Raw genomic sequence first — 20,780 nt, forward strand, 5'->3', positions numbered from 1 at the left:
GGCTGGAGGACGGTCCGTTGAGCGGAGCTCGTCCGTTGAATGGCGGTGGGCGGGGGCTGGAGGACGGTCCGGCGATCAGTCCGGATCCCCGTACGGCAGTTCCGCGACGACCGACCACCCGGATCCCTCGCGCGGGCCCGCCTCCAGGCGGCCGTCGAGCATCGTCACGCGCTCGCGCATCCCGACCAGGCCGTGCCCGCCGCCCTGCGACTCCGCGGGCGTGCTGCGCGGGCCGTCGTCGATCACCGACACCCGCAGCGCCTCCGTCCCGTACTTGATCTCGATGTGGACCCGCGCGCCCGGCGCGTACCGGGACGCGTTGCTCAGCGACTCCTGGACGATCCGGTACGCCGACAGGTCGACGCCCGCGTGCAGCGGCCGCGGCATCCCGACCACGACGCTCGCCACCGACAGCCCGGAGCGGCGGGCCGCGGAGACCAGGTCGTCCAGCCGGTCGAGGCCGGGCTGTGGGGCCCGCTCGGCGCCCTCGTCGTCGGAGCGCAGCAGCCCCACGACCCGGCGGGTCTCGGTCAGCGCCTCGCGCGCCGCGTCCCGCACCACCCCGAACGTCTGCTTGGCCGCGTCCGGCAGGTCGGGGATCTTGTAGGGGGCGGCCTCCGCCTGCATCGCGATCACCGACATGTGGTGCGCGACCACGTCGTGCAGCTCGCGGGCGATGCGGGCGCGCTCCTCCAGCACCGCCTGCCGGGCGAGGTCCTCGCGGTGCTGCTCCTCGCGACGGCGCAGCTCCTCCACCGCCGAGTGCCGGCCGCCGACCGCGTCCCCGAACGTCAGCGCGAGCGCCACGATCCCGGCGAGGATCATCCCGAACCAGCTGGGCATCCCCAACAGCACGGCGGGCAGCAGCACCCCGCCGATCGTGACCGTGCCGACGCCCACGGTGGTCTGCCGGTCGGCGCCGACGCCGACGAAGAACAGGATGACGATCAGCGCCAGGATCGCGGTGACGGGCCACGGCATGAACCCCGTCCCGTGCCGCACGAAGACCGTCAGCAGCAGCCCGATCGCCGCGATCCGCCACGCGGCCAGCGGGAACCGCGCCGCGACGATCAGCGGCGCCGCCTGCAGCACCCCGAGCGGCCAGGCGAGCCCCGCCGGGACGTGGTAGTCCACGATCGCGATCGCGATCGATCCGGCGGTGAAGCCGATCGTCAACGCGAGCAGGATCGCCAGGATCGGAACGCGCAGTGCGAGGCGCCCGGGCAGCAGCGTGACGCTAGGGTCGTCGCGGCCGGGCATGACGGCGGCGCGGACGCCCGCGGCCAGCCGGATCCTCGCCCCGTGCTCGGCGTGGTCTGGTTCGTTCATTTGCGTCGAGCCTAGATCCACCGCCGCCGGACCGGCCTGACCCGGCGGGGGGAGATGCGACCCGCACCCTGGGTATCAGCCCGCCCCCGGGGCCGGTCCTCGAATACTCGGTCGATTCCGGGCATCGGGGCCCGGTGCCGGTGATCTTGCGATGATCGTCGGGGCGGCGGAGACTGCGGGGATGAGCGACCTGAACCATCCGATCTTCGCCCGGTTCTATCCGCGCTTCGACGCCCAGTGCGCCAAGGCGGGCGGCGACGCGCACCGCGCCGAGCTGCTCGCGGGGGCGTCCGGCCGCGTCCTGGAAGTGGGCGCCGGATACGGCGCCAACTTCGCGCACTACCCGCCCGGGGTCACCGAGGTCGTCGCCGTCGAGCCCGAGCCGCGGCTGCGCGCCAGGGCCACCCGCGCCGCCGCCGTCGCGCCCGTCTCCGTCACCGTGCGGCCCGGGCTCGCCGAGGACCTCGACGTCGACGACGGGTCCTTCGACGTGGCGGTGGCGTCCCTCGTGCTGTGCTCGGTGCGCGACCCCGCCCGCGCGCTCGCCGAGCTGAAGCGCGTCCTCAAGCCCGGCGGCGAGCTGCGCTACTACGAGCACGTCCGGGGCAAGACGCCGGGCAAGGTGCGGTTCCAGCGCTACGCCGACCTGGTGTGGCCGTTCTTCGCCGCCGGCTGCCACGTGACCCGCCCGACGGAGGAGTGGATCGCCCGGTCCGGGTTCACCGTCCGGCGGGAGCGGCACTTCGAGTTCCCCGAGCCCGCCCGGGTCAATCCGGCGTCGCCGCACGTCATCGGGGTCGCCGTCCGCGACTAAGGTCCGTTTCGCGGGGAAGATCAGCCCGCATGACCACACCGGGCAGCGGACCGCGACCCGCGGACGACGGGCGGCCGGAGGCGCCGTCCCACTCGACCGCCACCGCCGTGCTCCTCGCCGGCGCCGCCGCGCTCGGCGGCTTCCTCTTCGGCTACGACTCCTCGGTGATCAACGGGGCCGTCGACGCCATCCAGGACCGGTTCGACCTGAGCGGCTTCGCGGTCGGCTTCGTCGTCTCGGCCGCGCTGCTCGGCTGCGCCGTCGGCGCCTGGTTCGCCGGGCCGATCAGCGACCGGATCGGGCGGGTCCGGGTGATGATCATCGCCTCGGCGCTGTTCGTGATCAGCGCGATCGGGTCGGCGCTGGCGGTCAACCCGGTGGACCTGACGTTCTGGCGGGTGGTCGGCGGTCTCGCGGTCGGCGCGGCCTCCGTCATCGCGCCCGCCTACATCGCCGAGATCGCGCCCGCCGAGCTGCGCGGGCGGCTCGGCTCGCTCCAGCAGATGGCGATCGTGCTCGGCATCTTCACGGCCCTCGTCGTCGACTACGTCATCGCCCAGGTGTCCGACGGCGGTGCGGGCGGGGAGTTCCCGTGGGGCGGCAGCGCCTGGCGGTGGATGTTCGCCAGCGCCGTCGTCCCGTCCGTCATCTGGGGCGTCATCGCCACCACGATCCCCGAGTCGCCGCGCTACCTCGTCAAGAAGCACCAGACCGCCCGGGCGCGGCGGGTCCTCGCCCGGGTTCTCGGCCGGACGGACGTGGACGGCAAGATCGGCGAGATCGAGCGGTCGATCGCCAGCGACCGGCCCGTCCACCTGCGCGACCTGCGCGGCACCCGGCTCGGGCTGCAGCCGATCGTCTGGGTCGGCATCCTGCTGTCGGTGTTCCAGCAGTTCGTCGGCATCAACGTGATCTTCTACTACTCGTCGTCGCTGTGGCAGGCCGTCGGGTTCTCCGAGAGCGACGCGATGCTCACCTCGGTGATCAACTCGCTGGTCAACGTCATGTTCACGCTGGTCGCGATCGCGCTCGTGGACCGGATCGGGCGGCGCCCGCTGCTGCTCGGCGGCGCCACCGGCATGGCGATCAGCCTCGGCCTGCTGACGATCTGCTTCGCCACCGCCCCCGTCGTGGACGGCGAGCCGCGCCTCGGCGACTTCGCCGGGCCCGTCGCGCTGGTCGCCGCCAACGTCTTCGTCGCCTCGTTCGCCGCGACGTGGGGCCCGGTGGTCTGGGTGATGCTCGGGGAGATGTTCACCAACTTCATCCGGGCGTCCGCGCTCGCCGTCGCCGCGGCGGCGCAGTGGCTCGCCAACTGGGTGATCACCATGACGTTCCCCGGGCTCTCCGGGATCTCGCTCGGGCTGGCGTACGGGATCTACACGGCGGCCTCCCTCCTGGCGCTGCTGTTCGTGATGCGCCTCGTCCCCGAGACCAAGGGCCGCGAGCTGGAGGACATGGACAAGCTCGCCACCCCCGGAGCCCGCCCCTGACCCGCTTTACCGCCGTGCGTCCGGTTCGTCCCATCGGCTAGCCTGGACGCATGCCGCACGTTTTCGAGACGACGACGCCGGGTCACTCCCGGCGCGACGGCGGCATGTCCTGACATTGCACGCGGTGGGGCCCCGGGAGCGATCCCGGGGCCCGTCGCTTTTCAGGACCGCTCACCGGGACCGCCTCGGCGCCCTCCATCACCGAGAGGAGCACCAGAGATGAAGGCGGATGCGTCCCGGGCCCACCCCGAGTCGATACCATCGGAACCCGCTGATCCCGGCCCATCACCACGAGGAGAATCCGTGTCCGAGCTGCGCATCACCCTCGACGGCGGCGAGCGGGCGGTGCCGGCGGGCACCACCGCGGGCCAGGCGCTGGACGCCGACGGCCGCACCGTGATCGCGGCCCGGGTCAACGGCGAGCTGCGCGACCTCGCGGCCGGGCTGCGCGACGGCGACGCGGTCGAGCCCGTCGAGATCGGGTCCGCCGACGGCCGGGCGATCATGCGGCACTCCGCCGCGCACGTCATGGCGCAGGCCGTCCAGGAGCTGTTCCCCGAGGCGAAGCTCGGCATCGGGCCGCCCGTCGAGAACGGCTTCTACTACGACTTCGACGTCGCCGAGCCGTTCACCCCCGACGACCTCAAGCGCGTCGAGAAGCGGATGCGCGAGATCGTCAAGCAGGGGCAGCGGTTCTCCCGCCGCGCCGTCTCCGACGACGACGCCCGCGCCGAGCTGGCCGGCGAGCCCTACAAGCTGGAGCTCATCGGCCTGAAGGGCTCCGGCGGCGCCGAGGAGGCCGCCGAGGGCGCGAGCGTCGAGGTCGGCGGCGGCGAGCTGACCATCTACGACAACCTCGACGCCAAGTCCGGCGAGCTGCGCTGGAAGGACCTGTGCCGCGGCCCGCACCTGCCGTCCACCCGCGTCATCCCCGCGTTCAAGCTGATGCGGACCGGCGGCGCCTACTGGCGCGGCAGCGAGAAGAACCCGCAGCTCCAGCGGATCTACGGCACCGCGTGGGAGTCCAGGGAGAAGCAGGACGAGTACCTGAGGTTTCTGGAGGAGGCCGAGAAGCGCGACCACCGCAGGCTCGGCGCCGAGCTCGACCTGTTCTCGTTCCCGAACGAGATCGGCAGCGGCCTCGCCGTCTTCCACCCGAAGGGCGGCGTCGTCCGCCGCGTCATGGAGGACTACTCCCGCAGGCGGCACGAGGAGAGCGGGTACGAGTTCGTCAACACCCCGCACATCACCAAGGGCGACCTTTTCGACACCTCCGGGCACCTCGGCTGGTACAAGGACGACATGTTCCCGCCGATGGAGGTCGACGGCGGCGACTACTACCTCAAGCCGATGAACTGCCCCATGCACAACCTGATCTTCAGGGCGCGCGGGCGCTCCTACCGGGAGCTGCCGCTGCGGCTGTTCGAGTTCGGCTCGGTGTACCGGTTCGAGAAGTCCGGCGTCGTGCACGGCCTCACCCGCGTGCGCGGCATGACCCAGGACGACGCGCACATCTACTGCACCCGCGAGCAGATGGTCGACGAGATCAAGAAGCTGCTCACCTTCGTGCTCGACCTGCTCCGCGACTACGGGCTGAACGAGTTCTACCTGGAGCTGTCCACCAAGGACGACTCGGAGAAGTTCATCGGCTCCGACGCCGAGTGGGCGGAGGCCACCGCCGCGCTGCGCGAGTCGGCCGAGGAGTCCGGCCTCGACCTGGTCGACGACCCGGGCGGCGCCGCGTTCTACGGCCCGAAGATCTCCGTCCAGGCCAAGGACGCCATCGGCCGCACCTGGCAGCTGTCCACCATCCAGGTCGACTTCAACCAGCCCAAGCGGTTCGGGCTGGAGTACCAGGCCGCGGACGGCACCCGGCAGCAGCCCGTCATGATCCACCGGGCGCTGTTCGGGTCGATCGAGCGGTTCTTCGGCGTGCTGCTGGAGCACTACGCGGGCGCGATGCCGCCGTGGCTGGCGCCGGTGCAGGCCGTCGGCATCCCGATCGGCGACGCGCACGTCCCGCACCTGGAGAAGGTCGCCGCCGCGCTGCGCGAGCGCGGGATCCGGGTCGAGGTGGACGCCTCGTCCGACCGGATGCAGAAGAAGATCCGCAACGCGCAGAAGCAGAAGATCCCGTACATGCTGCTGGCGGGCGACGACGACGTGGCCAAGGACGCCGTGTCGTTCCGGTACCGCAACGGCGAGCAGAAGAACGGGGTCCCGATCGCCGAGGCGGCCGACGAGATCGTCAAGGCGGTCGAGGCCCGCGTGCAGATCTGACGGGCGGCTGGAGGGCCCGGGTGTGAACGGACGGTGGAGGAAGGGCGGGCGGCGCCCGGCGCGGCGCCCCCGGCGGGCGTGGCAGGCCCGGCGGCCCCGGTCGCCCTGGGTCCGGATCGGCGGCTACGGCGGCGCCGTGCTGCTGGCCGCCGCCGCCCTCGCGGTGCTCTTCATGCCGCTGATGAACGACCGGAAGGACGCCGGGGCCGCCGGTGCGGTCGGCTCGGCGGGCCCGTCCGCCGCGCCGACCGGCGGACGGCAGGGCGCCCCCGGCGGCGCCGGTCCCGCGTCCCCCGAGCGGTCCGCCCCGCGGCAGGACGGCCGCGGTGACCCGTACCCCGGCGGGACGGGCGGCGGGCCCGAGATCCCCCAGCAGAACGGCCCGGCCGAGGTGTCGTGGTGCCCGCGCGGGACGGCGTACTACCGCGCCGTCCAGGACGGGGTCGACGTCGTGATCAGCGTCTCCTCCAGCGGGGCGCTCCGCGCCGAGATGTCCCTGGACGGCGGGCGCTCGGCTTCGCAGCAGGCCGCCGTCAAGCGCGGCGGGCCGCACACGTTCCACTTCCGGGGCGTCCCGCCGGGGCTCGTCCAGCGCGTCAAGGTCACCACAGTGTCGGTCGGCGTCGCCATGCAGACGTGCTACGCCCGCGTGGCGGCCTGATCGGCGGGCAGGCGGACGTCCTCCACCGACACGTTCACCGCGGCGATCCGCATCGCCAGCATGAGGCCCGCGACCCGCGCCACGTTCGCCTTCACCAGCCGGGCCACGTCCTTGATGACGGTGCCGTACTCGACCGCGATGGCGACGTCGAGCGCGACCTCGTCCGCGTGCTCGTCGAGGTCGACGCGCACCCCCGCCCGCGCCGTGTCCGACCTCTGAGCGTCCGGGCCGGGGGAGCGGGGAACGAGGGCGGCGACCCCGCCGACCTCCAGCGCGGCCAGCTCCGCGATCTTCCCGATGACCCCGTTCTCGATCGTGATGCGGCCGTCCACCGCAGTGGTGATGTCGCCCGGGGTGCCCTGCAGCGTCATCGGCAGCACGTTCGCGCCCGATGTCACCGCCGACGTCGGCGCGGGAAGCGGGCCCCGCGGCGGCGGCACCGACCCGCGCCGCGCGGCGGGACCGGGGAAGTAGGGCCCGGCACCGGGCTCCGGTCCCGGCTCGCCACTTCCGCTGAAGCCCTTGTCGAGCCCGGTCATGATCGCTCCCTGGGGGTCGGTGGAGTGACCATGGTGGCGGAGCGACCCGCGGGACGTCACGTACGGATGTGATCACGGGCGCGTCCCTCGCCCGCGGCCGCAAGGGATCCCGGCTACAGCATCGCGGGCGACTCTCCGTATGCTGCTGGTCAGGCCGTGAGCAAAAGGAGACCGCCGCCTTGAGCGCAGAGAACCAGCCTGGGCCCCGCTTCGAGGAGGAGAGGGGCGGCGCGGGCGAGCCCGACCGATTCCAGCGGCTGTGGACCCCGCACCGGATGGCCTACATCAAGGGCGAGGGCAAGCCGACCGGGGCGGGCTCGGGCGACGGCTGCCCGTTCTGCGACATCCCGGAGATGCCCGACGAGGACGGCCTCATCGTCGCCCGCGGCGCGTCGGTCTTCACGGTGCTGAACCTCTACCCGTACAACTCCGGGCACCTCATGGTCGTCCCGTACCGGCACGTCGCCGACTACGCCGACCTCGACGAGCCGGAGTACACGGAGCTGGCGGTGTTCACCCGGCACGCGCTGAGCGCGCTGCGCAAGGCCAGCGGCGCGCAGGGCTTCAACGTCGGCATGAACCTCGGGCTCGTCGCGGGCGCGGGGATCGCGGCGCACCTGCACCAGCACGTCGTCCCGCGCTGGGGCGGCGACACCAACTTCATGCCGGTCGTCGGGCACACCAAGGTGCTGCCGCAGCTCCTGCGCGACACCCGGCAGTTGCTCGCCGACGCCTGGCCCGCCTCATGAGCCCGCTCAGGCGGCGTGACCGTCCGGTGCTGGTGTACGACGGCGACTGCGGCTTCTGCACGTCCTCGGTGCGGTTCCTGGAGCGGTACGTGCCCGTCCGGGCGGAGATCGTCCCGTTCCAGCTCGCCGACCTCGACGGGCTCGGCACGACGGTCGAGCGCGCCGAGCACGAGGTCCTGTGGGTCGACCGGCTCGGCCGGGTCAGCGGCGGCGCCGACGCCGTCGGGCGGCTGCTGACCGACGCGGGCGGCGGCTGGCGCGCGCTCGGCGTCGTCATGCGGACCGTGCCGGTGAGCTGGGCCGCGCACGCCGTCTACCGGCTCGTCGCGGCCAACCGGCACCACATGCCCGGCGGGACGGCGGCGTGCAGCTTGCCCGCTGAACAGCGTCCCGGCGCCCGCCCGCCGGGGCTCAGCGGATGACCGGCCGCGGCGCGGGCGGCGTGGACGCCGCCATCAGCTCGGAGACCGTGACGAACTCGAACCCCTTCGCGCGCAGCCCGCGGATCATGGGGACGAGGTTCCGCAGCGCCACCAGCCGGTCGGGCTTGCCGGTGTCGTGCGCGAGGACGATCGTGCCGGGCGTGGTGTTCTCGACGATGTAGTCGACCAGCTTCGGCGGGTCGTGCTGGTAGGTCTTCTCCAGCATCTTGATCGACCAGATGGTGACGTCGTAGCCGAGCTCCCCGGCGGCGCTCAGCGTCGCGCCGCCCAGCCGCCCGAACGGGGGCCGCAGGTGCCGGGGCTCCCTGCCGGTGATCGTCGCGATCGCCGCGTGCGCCCGGTGGATCTGCCGGCAGACGTCCCGATGGGGGAGCCGGGCCAGGTCGACGTGCCCCCAGGTGTGGTTGCCGGCCTCGTGGCGGTCCATCCGCCCGTGCACCAGCCGCGCGTTGCGGACCAGCCGCTCGCCCACCATGAAGAACGTCGCCTTGACGCGCTCGGCGTCGAGGACGTCGTGGACCATCGGGGTCCAGTTCGGCATGGGCCCGTCGTCGAACGTCAGCGCCACCAGCTTCTGCGAGGTGTCGACCGACCAGGTCACGTCGACGTGCCCGTGGGTGGCCTCCGGCCGCCACGGCGCGGCGTCCGGGACGGCCATCGCCGGGGCCTCGCCGTCCGCCCGCGGCGCGGCCGCGCTGATCCCGCTGCCGAGCGCGAGCCCGCTCGCCGCGAACCCCAGCCCCTTGATGACCTTGCGGCGCGTCGGCCGGGCCGCCGACTCGCCATCCCCCGGTTTTCTCATGGCGGAACGAGCGTCCCACGGCCGGACTCGGCCCGGCCTCACCCTTCGGGCCGAACCTTGATCAGCCTTGGGGATGATGCTCCGGTACGAGGAATCCTCGTACCGGAGCATCCCATCGGGGCATCGGACGGTCAGCCGTCCTTGGACTCCTCCGCGACCTTCTCCGCCAGATGCGACGGCAGCGGCTCGTAGCGCAGGAACGTCCGGCTGAACGTGCCGGTGCCCTGCGACATCGACCGCAGGTCGATCGCGTACCGGACGATCTCCAGCTGCGGCACCTCCGCCTTGATCATCGTGCGGCCGCCGGGCACCGCCTGCGAGCCGAGCACCCGGCCGCGCCGCGACGACAGATCGGACATGATCGGGCCCACGTACTCGTCGGCGACGAGCACGTCCACCTCGTCCACCGGCTCCAGCAGCAGGATCGGCACCTGGCCCGCCGCGTCCTTGAGCCCGAGCGCCCCGGCGGCCTGGAACGCCATGTCCGAGGAGTCGACCGAGTGGGCCTTGCCGTCGTGCAGGGTGACCTTGATGTCCACCAGCGGATACCCCGCGGACACGCCGCGCGCCATCTGCTGCCGGACGCCCTTCTCGACCGACGGGATGAACTGCCGGGGGATCACCCCGCCGACGATCTTGTCGACGAACTCGAAGCCGCCGCCGGACGGCAGCGGCTCCACCTCGATGTGGCAGATGCCGTACTGGCCGTGCCCGCCGCTCTGCTTGACGTGCCGGCCGAGGCCCTTGGCGGACCCGCCGAACGTCTCACGCAGCGGGACGCGCAGCTCGACCCGCTCGACCTCGACGCCGTACCGGGTCTTGAGCCGGTCGATCAGCACGTCGGCGTGCGCCTCGCCCATGCACCACAGCACGAGCTGCCGCGTCTCGGAGTTGTTCTCCAGCCGCAGCGTGGGATCCTCGGCGACGAGCCGGCCGAGCGCCTGGCTGAGCTTGTCCTCGTCGGCCTTGGACTTCGCCCGGATCGCCACCGGGAGCAGCGGGTCGGGCATCGTCCAGGGGGCCATGACCATCGGGGAGCCGGGGTCGGACAGGGTGTCGCCGGACTCGGCGCGGGTGAGCTTCGCGACCGCGCAGATGTCGCCCGCGATGCAGGACGACACCGTGCGCTGCGCCTTGCCGAGCGGGGACGTCAGCGCGCCGACGCGCTCGTCGACGTCGTGGTCCTCGTGGCCGCGGTCCTCCATGCCGTGCCCGGAGACGTGCACGGTCGTGTCGGGACGCAGCGTCCCGGAGAACACCCGGACCAGCGAGATCCGCCCGACGTACGGGTCGGACGTGGTCTTGATCACCTCGGCGATCAGCGGCCCGTCCGGGTCGCAGGACACCTCCTGCGCCGGCCCGCCCTTCACCGGGGTCACGGGCGGGATGCCGTGTTCGAGGGGGGACGGGAACGCCTGCGTGATGATCTCCAGCAGCTCCAGCATGCCGACGACCGGACCCGGATGGTCGCCGTGCGGCACCGACGTCGCGAGGACGGGGTAGAAGCTGCCGCGCGCCACCGCGGTCTCCAGGTCGCCGATGAGCGCCTTGACGTCGAGGTCCTCACCGGAGAGGTACCGGTCCATGAGGGACTCGTCCTCGCTCTCCTGGATGATCCCCTCGATCAGCGACGCGCGCTGCTCGGCGATCTGGTCCAGGTACTCCGGGTCGGGGTCGCATTCGGTGCGCTTCCCGGTGGAGTAGTCGAGGCACCGCTGCGTCAGGAGCCCGATGAGGCCCTTCAGCGAGTCCCCCTCGTTGATGGGGAAGTACAGCGGCGCGACGCCCTCGCCGAAAACGTCCTGGCAGGTCATGACGACGTCGTCGAAGTCGCCGCGCTGCTGGTCGACCTTGGTGACGACGACCGCGCGGGGCATCCCGACGGCGGCGCACTCCTCCCACAGCATCCGGCTGAGGCCGTCGATGCCGTCCACCGCCGAGATCACGAACAGCGCCGCGTCGGCGGCGCGCAGCCCGGCCCGCAGGTCGCCGACGAAGTCGGCGTAACCGGGGGTGTCGATGAGATTGATCTTGATGCCGCCGTGCTCGAACGGGGCGAGCGCGAGGTTCACCGAGCGCTGCTGGCGCACCTCGACCTCGTCGAAGTCGCTGACGGTGGTGCCGTCCTCGACCTTCCCCGCCCGCTGCAGCGTGCCGGTGGCGGCGAGCAGCGCCTCCACCAGCGTCGTCTTGCCGGCCCCGGAATGGCCGACCAGCGCGACATTGCGCACCTTGTCGCACCCGCCGGCCTCCGGTGCCCTGCCGGGGGCTCCCGGGTGGCCTCCTTTGTCCGCCATGACTACCTCCTCGGAGGGGTCCGCGCGTGTCGCACACGTGCGGGGCCCGCGTACGGTTGGGGCCCGGCCCCCGCGCGGGGCCCGGCCCTGACGTCCGAGTGCGGCGTCCGACCTCGTCCAACGTGCGTGACCGACGTCACACCCGTATCACCACCTTTTCCCGTGGCGAGCGGGACCACAAGGGGTGAAGGACAATCAACCGTGATCTGTCCGCGGCGCGGAGGCCGCAAACCCTGGCGCGGGCACCGGTAAGCGCCGGTCGCACTACGATTGGCGCCCCGAGACCAGCAGAACGGACGGCGATGCTCAACAAGATCAGGCCCGGACTGGAACGCGTCCTCACACCCGTCGGCCACGCGGTCGCGCGGGTCGGGCCGTCGCCGAACGCGATCACCGTCGTGGGGACGCTCGGCGTCGCCGCGGGCGCGCTCGTGCTGTTCCCGCGGGGCGAGTTCTTCTGGGGCACGATGGTCATCACCGCGTTCGTGCTGTTCGACATGCTGGACGGCGCCGTCGCCCGCGTCACCGGCAAGATCTCCAAGTTCGGCGCGTTCCTCGACTCCACCATGGACCGGGTCGCCGACGCCGCGATCTTCTCCGGCCTGATGATCGGGCTGTACCGCGACGATCAGGAGCTCCTCGCCGGGGTCGCGCTGTACTGCCTGGTCGCCGGGGTCGTGGTGTCCTACGCCAAGGCCCGCGCCGAAGGGCTCGGCTACACCTGCAACGTCGGCATCGCGGAGCGCGCCGAGCGCCTCATCGTCGCGCTGGTCGCCGCCGGGTTCGACGGGCTGGGCGTCCCGTTCATCCTCGCGGTCGCGCTGTGGGCGCTGGCCGCGCTGAGCACGATCACGATCGGGCAGCGGTTCGCGACGGTCTACGCCCAGGCCAGGGACGCCGCCGCGGCCGACGGCACGGCCGAGGACGGTGCTCGGGCGAGAGAGTCCGCGCCGGAGCCGAGACCGTGAACGCCGCCCGCCCGCGGGAGCGCGCCGCGGACCTGCGGGACGAGGTCACCGACGCCGCCTACGCGTTCGGCTGGACGGTCGTCCGGAAGATGCCCGAGGGCGCCGCCCGGCTCGCGTTCACCGCGCTCGCCGACCGCACCTGGCACCGCTGCGGCGCGGGCGTGCGGCAGCTGGAGAAGAACCTGTGCCGCGTCCTCGGCAAGGACGCCGTCGACGACGAGGTCCGCGTCCTCAGCAAGAAGGTGCTGCGGTCCTACTTCCGCTACTGGCTGGAGGTGTTCCGGCTCCCCGAGTACGACCGGGCGCGGATCCTCGGCCGGATGCGCATCACCGGCGAGAAGAAGATATTCACCAACCTCGACTCCGGCCGCGGCGTCATCCTCGCCCTGCCGCACATGGGCAACTACGAGCACGCGGGCGCATGGCTCGTGCACCGCGGGTATCCCTTCACCACGGTCGCCGAGCGGCTCAGGCCCGAGTCGCTGTTCGACCGGTTCGTCGAGTTCCGGGAGGGTCTCGGCATGGAGGTGCTCGCGCACCGGGGCGCGTCGGCGTACGGGCGCATGGCCCAGCGGCTCCGCGCGGGCAGGCCGGTGTGCCTCGTCGTCGACCGCGACCTGACCGAGAGCGGCATCGACGTCGAGTTCTTCGGCGCCACCGCCCGGATGCCCGCGGTTCCGGCGGCGCTCGCCCTCCAGACCGGCGCCGCCCTCATACCCGTGACACTCTGGTACGAGGGGGAGTACTGGGCGGCGCGCGTCCACGAGGAGATCCGGGTACCGGACGAGGGCGGCAGGCAGGAGAAGATCCAGGCCATGACCCAGGAACTCGCGAGGGTCTTCGAGGCGGGCATCGCCGCCCACCCCGAAGACTGGCACATGCTGCAGAAGGTCTGGGTGGAGGACTTGGCGGACGGGTCTGGCACAGGATGAAGGTCGGCATCGTCTGCCCGTACACGTGGAATGTGCCGGGCGGCGTCCAGCAGCACATCGGCGACCTCGCCGAGGCGATGATCGCGCTCGGCCACGAGGTATCGGTGATCACGCCCGCGGACGACGACGCGCGCCTGCCGCCCTACGTCGTGTCGGCCGGGCGCGCCGTGCCCGTCCCCTACAACGGCTCGGTGGCCCGGCTGGCGTTCGGGTTCCTGTCGGCGGGACGCGTCCGGCGCTGGATCAACGAGGGCGGCTTCGACGTCCTGCACGTCCACGAGCCCGCGGCGCCGTCGCTGGGCCTGCTCGCCTGCTGGGCGGCCGACGGCCCGATCGTCGGCACCTTCCACGCCTCGTTCGTCAAGTCGCGGGCGCTGTCGGCCATGTCGCCGATCCTGGCCACCGCCCTGGAGAAGATCACCGGCCGGATCGCCGTGTCCGAGGCCGCCCGGACCAGCCTCGTCGACCATCTCGGCGGCGACGCCGTGCTGATCCCGAACGGCGTCGCGACCGAACGGTACGCCATGGCGGAGCCGCTGCCCGGCTGGCCCGGCCGCGTCCCGCCCGCCGGCGCCGCGCCGCGCGATCGGGGCGACGGCGGCGCGCTCGGCTTCCTCGGCCGGATGGACGAGCCCCGCAAGGGCCTGGACGTCCTCCTGCGCGCCTTCGAGATCCTCGGGCGGCGGCGCCCCGGCCTGCGGCTCCTGCTCGCCGGGCCCGGCGACGCCGGCGACGTGGCGTCCCGCGTGTCGCCCGAGCTGCGCGACCGGGTCGTCATCCTCGGCATGGTCAGCGAGGCGGACAAGGTCCGCGCCTACCACTCGGTCGACGTGTTCGTCGCGCCGAACCTCGGCGGCGAGAGCTTCGGCATCGTCCTCGTGGAGGCCATGTCGGCGGGCGCGCCCATCCTCGCCAGTGACATCGAGGCGTTCGACCGGGTCCTGCTCGGCGGGCGCGCCGGGGCGCTGTTCCCGGCCGGTGACCACGAGGCCCTCGCGGCCGCCGCCGGGGAGCTCCTGGACGACCCGGCCCGGCGCAAGCAGCTGTCGGCGGAGGCGCGCGCCGCCGTGCGCGCCTACGACTGGTCGTCCGTCGCCCGCGACGTGCTCAGGGTCTACGAGACCGTCACCGACGCGGGCATGGGCGTCGTCGAGTCCGGCCTCGGCGCGTAGGAGAGCGCGGATGTCCTACGACTGGATCATCGACGTCCTGTTCTGGGTCGCGGTCGCGTTCCTGGTCGCGGTGTACGTGTCGTGGCGCGCCACCCGCCTCGACCGGCTGCACGTCCGCGTCGAGACCGCCCGCGCCGCGCTGGACGCCGCGCTGGTCAGGCGCGCCGCCGCCGCGCTGGAGCTGGCCGCGTCCCGGCTGCTCGACCCGGCCGCCAGCCTCGTCCTCGCGACCGCCGCGCACGAGGCGCGCACCGCCGACGCCGACAACCGCGAGTTCGCCGAGAGCGACCTGTCCCGGGCGCTGCGCGCCGTCGTCGACCAGCCCGAGTTCGTCGGCACCCTCACCGCCCGCGGCAAGGGGGAGGGCGAGGCCGTGCTGGACGAGCTGTCCTCGTCCGCCGCGAAGGTCGCCTATGCGCGCCGCTTCTACAACGACGCCGTCGCCCAGGCCCGGATCGCGCGCCGCAAGCCCCTCATCCGGGTCCTGCCGCTCGCGGGCCGCGCCCCGCTCCCGGACTTCTTCGAGATCGACGACGACCCGCCCGGCATCTGAGCCCTGCGTTTGATCGGCCCGGCCTCATGGAACCGTACCGCTGCCGGGGGGCGGGCCCATCCGGCCGTGTTCGCTACCCTCTGGGAACCGTCCAAGGGAGGGGCATATCGTGCGATCCGTTTGGGGCACCGGCGGCCGGCGCCGGACCGCGGCGTGGCTCGGCGTCCTCACCGCCGCGGCCGTCCTGCCGGCCTGCTCTGACTCCGGCGACCCCACGTCGGCGCCCCCGCCGCGCGCGACCGGCGAGCCGGGGGAGACCGGAACCCCCGAGCCCGCGACGCACCCGTTCACCGGCGGCACGAAGGGCGTGACCAACCCCGTCCTCGCCGTCAAGATCGAGAACACCCGGCCCGCGTTCCCGCAGAGCGGGGTGACGGCCGCCGACATCGTCTACGTCGAGCAGGTCGAGGGCGGCGAGACCCGGCTGATGGCGGTGTACTCCTCCAGGCTGCCGAAGCGGGTCGGGCCCGTCCGCAGCGCCCGGATCTCCGACCTGCACATCCTCCCGCAGTTCGGCCGGCCCGCCTTCGCCTTCTCCGGCGTCCAGAGCAAGATGAAGAAGTACGTCCGCAAGTCGCCCGCCTACGAGGTCTCCCAGGAGAAGGCGGGCGGCGCCTACTACCGGTTCGGCGGCAAGCCCGCCCCGTACAACCTGTACGCCTACCCGAAGGCCCTGCTCAAGCGGGCCCCGAAGGCCACGCCGCCGCAGGACGTCGGGTTCCGCTTCGGGCCCGCGCCCGCCACCGGCGGCAAGGCGGTCAAGTCGTTCACCGCGAAGTGGCCGTCGGCGCGGATGGGGTTCACCTGGTCGGCCAAGCACAAGCGGTGGCTCGCGAGCTGGGGCGGGAGCCCCAGCCGCGCCGCCGAGGGCGGGCGGCTCGGCGGGCAGACGGTCGTCGTCCAGTACGCCAGGACCACCCGGTCGAAGTTCCACGACTTCCTCGGCAGCTACACGCCGCTGATCGACACCACCGGCACGGGGCGGGCGCTCGTCCTGCGCGACGGGAAGGCGTACAAGGCCACGTGGTCCCGGACGGCCGAGGACAAGGGCACCACGTTCACCACCGCGACCGGCGAGCCGATGAACTTCGCGCCCGGGCAGGTCTGGGTGGTGCTCGTCAACGCCGGCAAGCCCTACATCCCGTAAGGACCCCTACAGCCCGTAAGCGAACCCGCGGGAGCGGCTGACACTCTGCCGGGTCCGGGAGCCCTACGAGCAGCGAATATCATGGAGGCGACTTATCGCCCGTCATGTGAGGAATGCCCGTGTCCACTTCCACTCCCGTCCCTGACAACACCGCGCCCGAGACCGGGACCGCCCGCGTCAAGCGCGGCATGGCGGAGATGCTCAAGGGCGGCGTGATCATGGACGTCGTCACGCCCGAGCAGGCGAAGATCGCCGAAGACGCGGGCGCGGTCGCCGTCATGGCCCTGGAGCGGGTGCCCGCCGACATCCGCGCGGAGGGCGGCATCTCCCGGATGAGCGACCCCGACATGATCGACGGGATCATCTCCGCGGTGTCCATCCCCGTGATGGCCAAGGCCCGCATCGGCCACTTCGTCGAGGCGCAGGTGCTGCAGGCGCTCGGCGTCGACTACGTCGACGAGTCCGAGGTGCTCACGCCCGCCGACTACGACAACCACATCGACAAGTGGGCGTTCACCGTCCCGTTCGTCTGCGGCGCCACCAGCCTCGGCGAGGCGCTGCGCCGCATCACCGAGGGCGCGGCGATGATCCGCTCCAAGGGCGAGGCCGGCACCGGCGACGTCTCCAACGCCACCACCCACATGCGCAAGATCCGGCAGGAGATCCGCCGCCTGCAGAACCTGCCCGAGGACGAGCTGTTCGTCGCCGCCAAGGACCTCCAGGCCCCCTACGAGCTGGTCAAGGAGGTCGCGGAGGCCGGGAAGCTGCCCGTCGTGCTGTTCACCGCGGGCGGCATCGCCACCCCCGCCGACGCGGCCATGATGATGCAGCTCGGCGCCGAGGGCGTCTTCGTCGGCTCCGGGATCTTCAAGTCCGGCAACCCGGCGCAGCGCGCGGAGGCGATCGTGAAGGCCACCACCTTCCACGACGACCCGGGCGTCATCGCCAAGGTGTCGCGCGGGCTCGGCGAGGCCATGGTCGGCATCAGCGCCGCCTCCCTCGGCGAGGACCAGAAGTTCGCCGGACGCGGCTGGTAAACGGGCGCCCCCACTCCACAGCGCGCCCTTACAGGGTTTACGCTGGCGGCGCGGCCGGTGAGGGAGAGATCCCTGGGCGGTGCCCGGCCGCGGGAGGGGAGAGCATGGCTTGGTCGGTCGCGCTGGCGTGCGCGAGCGCGGGTGAGCCCGCCGAGGTGTTCCGGCCGGGCCTCGTACCCGATCCGGACGCCGCCGCGGAGATCGCGCGCGGGCTCTACCCGGCGGACACCCTCATGGAGACCGGCGACACCGTCCTCGACTTCGCGCTCTGGCCGTACGAGGACGAGCTGTTCGTCGGCGCGTTCGAGCGGGCGCTGCTGCTATGCGACCGGCGGCTGTTCTGCCTGGACGACGACGCCCGCCGGATCGCCGACACCGCCGCCGCCGCGCTGCCCGGCTCGCGCTGCGGGGTGCTGGTCCTGCACACCGTCATCCGCGGCTGCTGGTTCCGCTGGTATGAGGCGGGCCGGCTGCTGCGCGACGTCTTCGTCACCGCCGAGGACGGCGTCGTCGTCGACCAGGGCGAGCGGCTCCCCGCGGAGCGGCCGTTCTGGCGGGCCATCGACGCGGGCGCGCCGGACGTGCCGCTGCCGTTCGACCCCGAGGAGTTCGGGCTCGCGCTCGCCGAGGCGCACATGTTCGGCCGCGGCATCGCCGACCGCGGCACGGACGGCTTCCTGCCGCTGGAGCTCCCGCTCCGCCGCTTCAAACACGCCTAAAGGCCGCCCGCTCCGCCCCGGTCCCGGCGCCCCCGCGCGCTGGGAACGCTGGGAAGACGCGCCGGGCCGGGCGGCGTTGTACGGAACGTCCAAAGTCGGTCGACCCCCCGGAAGGTTCCACGTGACTGCTGTGCCGACGATCGGTGTCCTCGCCCTGCAGGGCGACGTGCGCGAGCACGCGCACGCGCTGGAGGCGGCGGGGGCGCGCGCCCTCGCCGTGCGCCGCCGCGAGGAGCTGGAGCAGGTGGACGGGCTCGTCCTGCCCGGCGGGGAGTCCACCACGATGTGGCGGCTGGCGCGCTCGTTCGACCTGCTGGAACCGCTGCGCAAGCGGATCGAGGCCGGGATGCCCGCCTACGGCTCCTGCGCCGGGATGATCATGCTGGCGGACCGGATCCGGGACGGCGTCGACGGCCAGGAGACCGTCGGCGGGATCGACATGACCGTGCGCCGCAACGCCTTCGGCAGGCAGGTCGACTCGTTCGAGTCCGACGTCGAGCTGACCGGTATGGGGGGCACGCCGTACCACGCCGTTTTCATCCGCGCTCCGTGGGTGGAGTCCGTCGGGGACGCCGTCGAGGTGCTCGGACGCACGGCGCCTGTGCCGGAAGGGGGCCCGGACGCCGGTAGGATCGTCGCCGTCCGCCAGGGGCGGCTCATGGCGACCGCGTTCCACCCGGAGCTGACAGGCGATTTCCGCGTGCACCACTACTTCGCCGATCTGGTGCGCCGGACGACAGAGGAGGAATGACAGAATGTCCGGCCATTCCAAATGGGCGACGACCAAGCACAAGAAGGCGGCCCTCGACGCCAAGCGGGGCAAGCTCTTCGCCAAGCTCATCAAGAACATCGAGGTCGCGGCCCGGACGGGCGGCGGTGACCCCGACGCCAACCCGACCCTCTACGACGCCATCTACAAGGCGAAGAAGAACTCGGTCCCCAACGACAACATCGAGCGCGCCCGCAAGCGCGGCGCCGGTGAAGAGGCCGGCGGCGCCGACTGGCAGAACATCACCTACGAGGGCTACGCGCCCGGCGGCGTCGCGATCCTCATCGAGTGCCTGACCGACAACCGCAACCGGGCCGCCTCCGAGGTCCGCGTCGCGCTCACCCGCAACGGCGGCTCCCTCGCCGACCCGGGCTCGGTCTCCTACATGTTCAACCGCAAGGGCGTCGTGATCGTCCCCCAGTCCGGCACCAGCGAGGACGACGTGATGATGGCCGTCCTGGACGCGGGCGCCGAGGAGGTCAACGACCTCGACGGCGAGAACTTCGAGGTCGTCAGCGAGGCCGCCGACCTGGTCGCGGTCCGCACCGCCCTGGTCGACGCCGGGATCGACTACGAGTCGGCCGAGAGCAAGTTCCTGCCGAGCGTCACCGTCCCCCTCGACGAGGACAACGCCAAGAAGGTCTTCCGCCTCCTCGACGCCCTTGAGGATTCGGACGACGTCCAGGACGTCTACGCCAACTTCGACGTCAGCGACGAGGTCCTCGCCACACTCGACTAGCCGCCCGGAGCCGGGCCGCGTGGCATACGGTCTGGATCATGGAGATCCGTGCCCTGCGGGCGGCCGAGGCGCCCGCCGTCCGCGACATCCTGTCCCGCGCCTTCGGGCCGATGACGGACGAGACGTGGGAACGGCGCAACACCTCGTTCCTGCCGGCGGTGGAGGCCGGGCGGGTGTTCGCCGCGTTCGACGGCGGCGAGGTCGTGGCCACCGGCACCCTGTACGACATGACCCAGTGGTGGCACGGGCGGGCCGTGTCCATGGCGGGCGTGAGCGGGATCACCGTCGCGCCGGAGGAGCGCGGCCGGGGGCTCGGCCGCCGTTTGATGGCCGACCTCCTGGAGCACTGCGTCCGGTTCGGCCACCCGCTGGCGATGCTGTATCCGGCGACCACGGCCCTCTACCGGTCGCTGGGCTGGGAGCACGCCGGCGCGCAGCACCACATCGAGATCGACACCGAGGCGCTGCGCCGCGTCGCGGCGGAGCGGGTCCCCGTCCGCAGGGCGAGCCCGGACGACGCCGCCGAGGTCGCCGCCGTCATCGGGCGGGCCCACCGGGCGTCCCTGGACTGCGGCCCCGTCGGGACGCCCGAGACCTTCTGGCGCAGGACGCTCGAGAACCGCGACGAGTACTGCTACCTGGCCGAGGACGGGTTCCTCGCCTACCGGTGGTCCGACAGCGGCAACGGGATGGAGGTCACCAGGCTCGTGGCGTCGTCGGAGCGGACGCTGCGGGCGCTGTGGGCCATCGTCGGCTCCGGCTCGTCGACCGCCGAGACGGTCCGCGCGTGCCTCGCGCCGTTCGACCCGGCGCTGTGGCTGCTCCAGGAGCGGGAGTGGGAGACGGTCACCCGCAGCCAGTGGATGCTGCGGCTGGTGGACGCGCCCGCCGCGATCGAGGCGCGCGGCTTCCCACCCGGCGTGAGCGCCGCGGTCATGCTCCTCGTCGACGACCCGCGGCTTCCCGCGAACGCCGGGCACTGGCGGCTGGAGATCAAGGACGGGGAGGGCCGGCTGGAGCGCTCGCCCGAGCCGCGCGGCGGCGACGCGGAGGCCGTCCGGGTCGGCGCGCGGGGCCTCGCGGCCCTCTACGCCGGCGTCCCGGTCGCCACGTTGCGCCGCACCGGGCTGCTGGCGGGCGGGGACGCGGGCGCGCTGTCCGCCGCGTTCGCCGCCGCCCCGTTCAGCCTCGACTTCTTCTGACTTCCGGGACACGCTCTACGCGCGGGAGACGGTGTCGGGCCGGCTTGATAGCGTGATCGGCCGAACAGGTGATCGAAGGAGTGGCCGTGCGGGTGATGGGGGTGGACCCCGGGCTCACCCGGTGCGGGGTGGGGG

General features: G+C 72.7%; 20 protein-coding genes. 16 read left to right on the plus strand and 4 right to left on the minus strand.

The window, feature by feature from the left end:
* Window positions 1-75: 75 nt before the first annotated feature.
* Complete coding sequence (locus E1264_RS22990) at window positions 76-1,329, minus strand: sensor histidine kinase (RefSeq protein ID WP_132176832.1); 1,254 nt, start codon at window positions 1,327-1,329, stop codon at window positions 76-78.
* Between the two features lie 181 nt (window positions 1,330-1,510).
* On the opposite strand from E1264_RS22990, the gene E1264_RS22995 reads away from it, so the two are divergent.
* The 4 genes from E1264_RS22995 to E1264_RS43580 all read left to right on the plus strand — a co-directional run bounded on the left by E1264_RS22995 (window position 1,511) and on the right by E1264_RS43580 (window position 6,577).
* Window positions 1,511-2,143 carry a class I SAM-dependent methyltransferase gene (locus E1264_RS22995; protein WP_132176834.1) on the plus strand — a complete coding sequence of 211 codons (633 nt, stop codon included), beginning with the start codon at window positions 1,511-1,513 and terminating at the stop codon, window positions 2,141-2,143.
* Between the two features lie 29 nt (window positions 2,144-2,172).
* Window positions 2,173-3,636 (plus strand): sugar porter family MFS transporter, encoded by a 1,464-nt coding sequence (locus E1264_RS23000; RefSeq protein ID WP_132176836.1) that lies wholly within the window; start codon window positions 2,173-2,175, stop codon window positions 3,634-3,636.
* Window positions 3,637-3,891: 255 nt separating this feature from the next.
* Window positions 3,892-5,916: a threonine--tRNA ligase gene (thrS, locus tag E1264_RS23005; RefSeq protein WP_243711111.1), complete on the plus strand. Its 2,025-nt coding sequence runs from the start codon at window positions 3,892-3,894 to the stop codon at window positions 5,914-5,916.
* A 22-nt stretch (window positions 5,917-5,938) separates the two neighbouring features.
* The gene (locus E1264_RS43580; RefSeq protein WP_165964320.1) at window positions 5,939-6,577 is read left to right on the plus strand and encodes a hypothetical protein; all 639 of its coding nucleotides are present in this window, start codon (window positions 5,939-5,941) and stop codon (window positions 6,575-6,577) included.
* Here E1264_RS43580 and E1264_RS23015 read toward each other — a convergent pair.
* On the minus strand, window positions 6,556-7,116 hold the full coding sequence (locus E1264_RS23015; protein WP_132176841.1) for an Asp23/Gls24 family envelope stress response protein: 561 nt from the start codon (window positions 7,114-7,116) through the stop codon (window positions 6,556-6,558). The two genes, E1264_RS43580 and E1264_RS23015, sit on opposite strands and share 22 nt — an antisense overlap.
* 179 nt (window positions 7,117-7,295) lie before the next feature.
* Between E1264_RS23015 and E1264_RS23020 the strand changes: the two genes are divergently transcribed.
* Together E1264_RS23020 and E1264_RS23025 are read left to right on the plus strand one after the other, a co-directional pair.
* Window positions 7,296-7,865 carry an HIT domain-containing protein gene (locus tag E1264_RS23020; protein ID WP_243711108.1) on the plus strand — a complete coding sequence of 190 codons (570 nt, stop codon included), beginning with the start codon at window positions 7,296-7,298 and terminating at the stop codon, window positions 7,863-7,865.
* The gene (locus E1264_RS23025; protein WP_132176843.1) at window positions 7,862-8,287 is read left to right on the plus strand and encodes a DUF393 domain-containing protein; all 426 of its coding nucleotides are present in this window, start codon (window positions 7,862-7,864) and stop codon (window positions 8,285-8,287) included. The genes E1264_RS23020 and E1264_RS23025 overlap by 4 nt, the downstream gene beginning before the upstream one ends.
* Here the strand turns inward: E1264_RS23025 and E1264_RS23030 are convergent.
* Entirely contained in the window at window positions 8,277-9,110 is an 834-nt protein-coding gene (locus E1264_RS23030) for a polysaccharide deacetylase family protein (RefSeq protein WP_132176845.1), read from the minus strand. The two genes, E1264_RS23025 and E1264_RS23030, sit on opposite strands and share 11 nt — an antisense overlap.
* Before the next feature lie 131 nt (window positions 9,111-9,241).
* A complete protein-coding gene (locus E1264_RS23035) occupies window positions 9,242-11,407 on the minus strand; it encodes an elongation factor G-like protein EF-G2 (protein WP_132176847.1) in 2,166 nt (721 codons plus the stop codon).
* Between the two features lie 302 nt (window positions 11,408-11,709).
* On the opposite strand from E1264_RS23035, the gene pgsA reads away from it, so the two are divergent.
* The 10 genes from pgsA to E1264_RS23085 all read left to right on the plus strand — a co-directional run bounded on the left by pgsA (window position 11,710) and on the right by E1264_RS23085 (window position 20,645).
* A complete protein-coding gene (gene pgsA / locus E1264_RS23040) occupies window positions 11,710-12,375 on the plus strand; it encodes a phosphatidylinositol phosphate synthase (protein ID WP_132176849.1) in 666 nt (221 codons plus the stop codon).
* Window positions 12,372-13,307 (plus strand): phosphatidylinositol mannoside acyltransferase, encoded by a 936-nt coding sequence (locus tag E1264_RS23045; protein ID WP_243711109.1) that lies wholly within the window; start codon window positions 12,372-12,374, stop codon window positions 13,305-13,307. Before pgsA ends, E1264_RS23045 begins: the two co-directional genes overlap by 4 nt.
* The gene (locus E1264_RS23050) at window positions 13,304-14,479 is read left to right on the plus strand and encodes a glycosyltransferase family 4 protein (RefSeq protein ID WP_132176851.1); all 1,176 of its coding nucleotides are present in this window, start codon (window positions 13,304-13,306) and stop codon (window positions 14,477-14,479) included. Before E1264_RS23045 ends, E1264_RS23050 begins: the two co-directional genes overlap by 4 nt.
* A gap of 10 nt (window positions 14,480-14,489) precedes the next feature.
* A complete protein-coding gene (locus tag E1264_RS23055; RefSeq protein ID WP_132176853.1) occupies window positions 14,490-15,032 on the plus strand; it encodes a hypothetical protein in 543 nt (180 codons plus the stop codon).
* Window positions 15,033-15,141: 109 nt separating this feature from the next.
* Entirely contained in the window at window positions 15,142-16,179 is a 1,038-nt protein-coding gene (locus tag E1264_RS23060; RefSeq protein ID WP_243711110.1) for a DUF3048 domain-containing protein, read from the plus strand.
* Window positions 16,180-16,292: 113 nt separating this feature from the next.
* Entirely contained in the window at window positions 16,293-17,216 is a 924-nt protein-coding gene (gene pdxS, locus E1264_RS23065; protein WP_132176855.1) for a pyridoxal 5'-phosphate synthase lyase subunit PdxS, read from the plus strand.
* Window positions 17,217-17,320: 104 nt separating this feature from the next.
* Window positions 17,321-17,935, plus strand: coding sequence for a hypothetical protein (locus E1264_RS23070; RefSeq protein ID WP_132176857.1), 615 nt, complete (start codon window positions 17,321-17,323; stop codon window positions 17,933-17,935).
* Between the two features lie 121 nt (window positions 17,936-18,056).
* A complete protein-coding gene (gene pdxT / locus E1264_RS23075; RefSeq protein ID WP_132176859.1) occupies window positions 18,057-18,686 on the plus strand; it encodes a pyridoxal 5'-phosphate synthase glutaminase subunit PdxT in 630 nt (209 codons plus the stop codon).
* 4 nt (window positions 18,687-18,690) lie between these two features.
* A complete protein-coding gene (locus E1264_RS23080; RefSeq protein ID WP_132176861.1) occupies window positions 18,691-19,443 on the plus strand; it encodes a YebC/PmpR family DNA-binding transcriptional regulator in 753 nt (250 codons plus the stop codon).
* A gap of 38 nt (window positions 19,444-19,481) precedes the next feature.
* Window positions 19,482-20,645: a GNAT family N-acetyltransferase gene (locus E1264_RS23085; protein WP_132176863.1), complete on the plus strand. Its 1,164-nt coding sequence runs from the start codon at window positions 19,482-19,484 to the stop codon at window positions 20,643-20,645.
* Window positions 20,646-20,780 lie beyond the last annotated feature (135 nt).

This window comes from Actinomadura sp. KC216 (assembly GCF_004348535.1).
Lineage (GTDB): Bacteria > Actinomycetota > Actinomycetes > Streptosporangiales > Streptosporangiaceae > Spirillospora.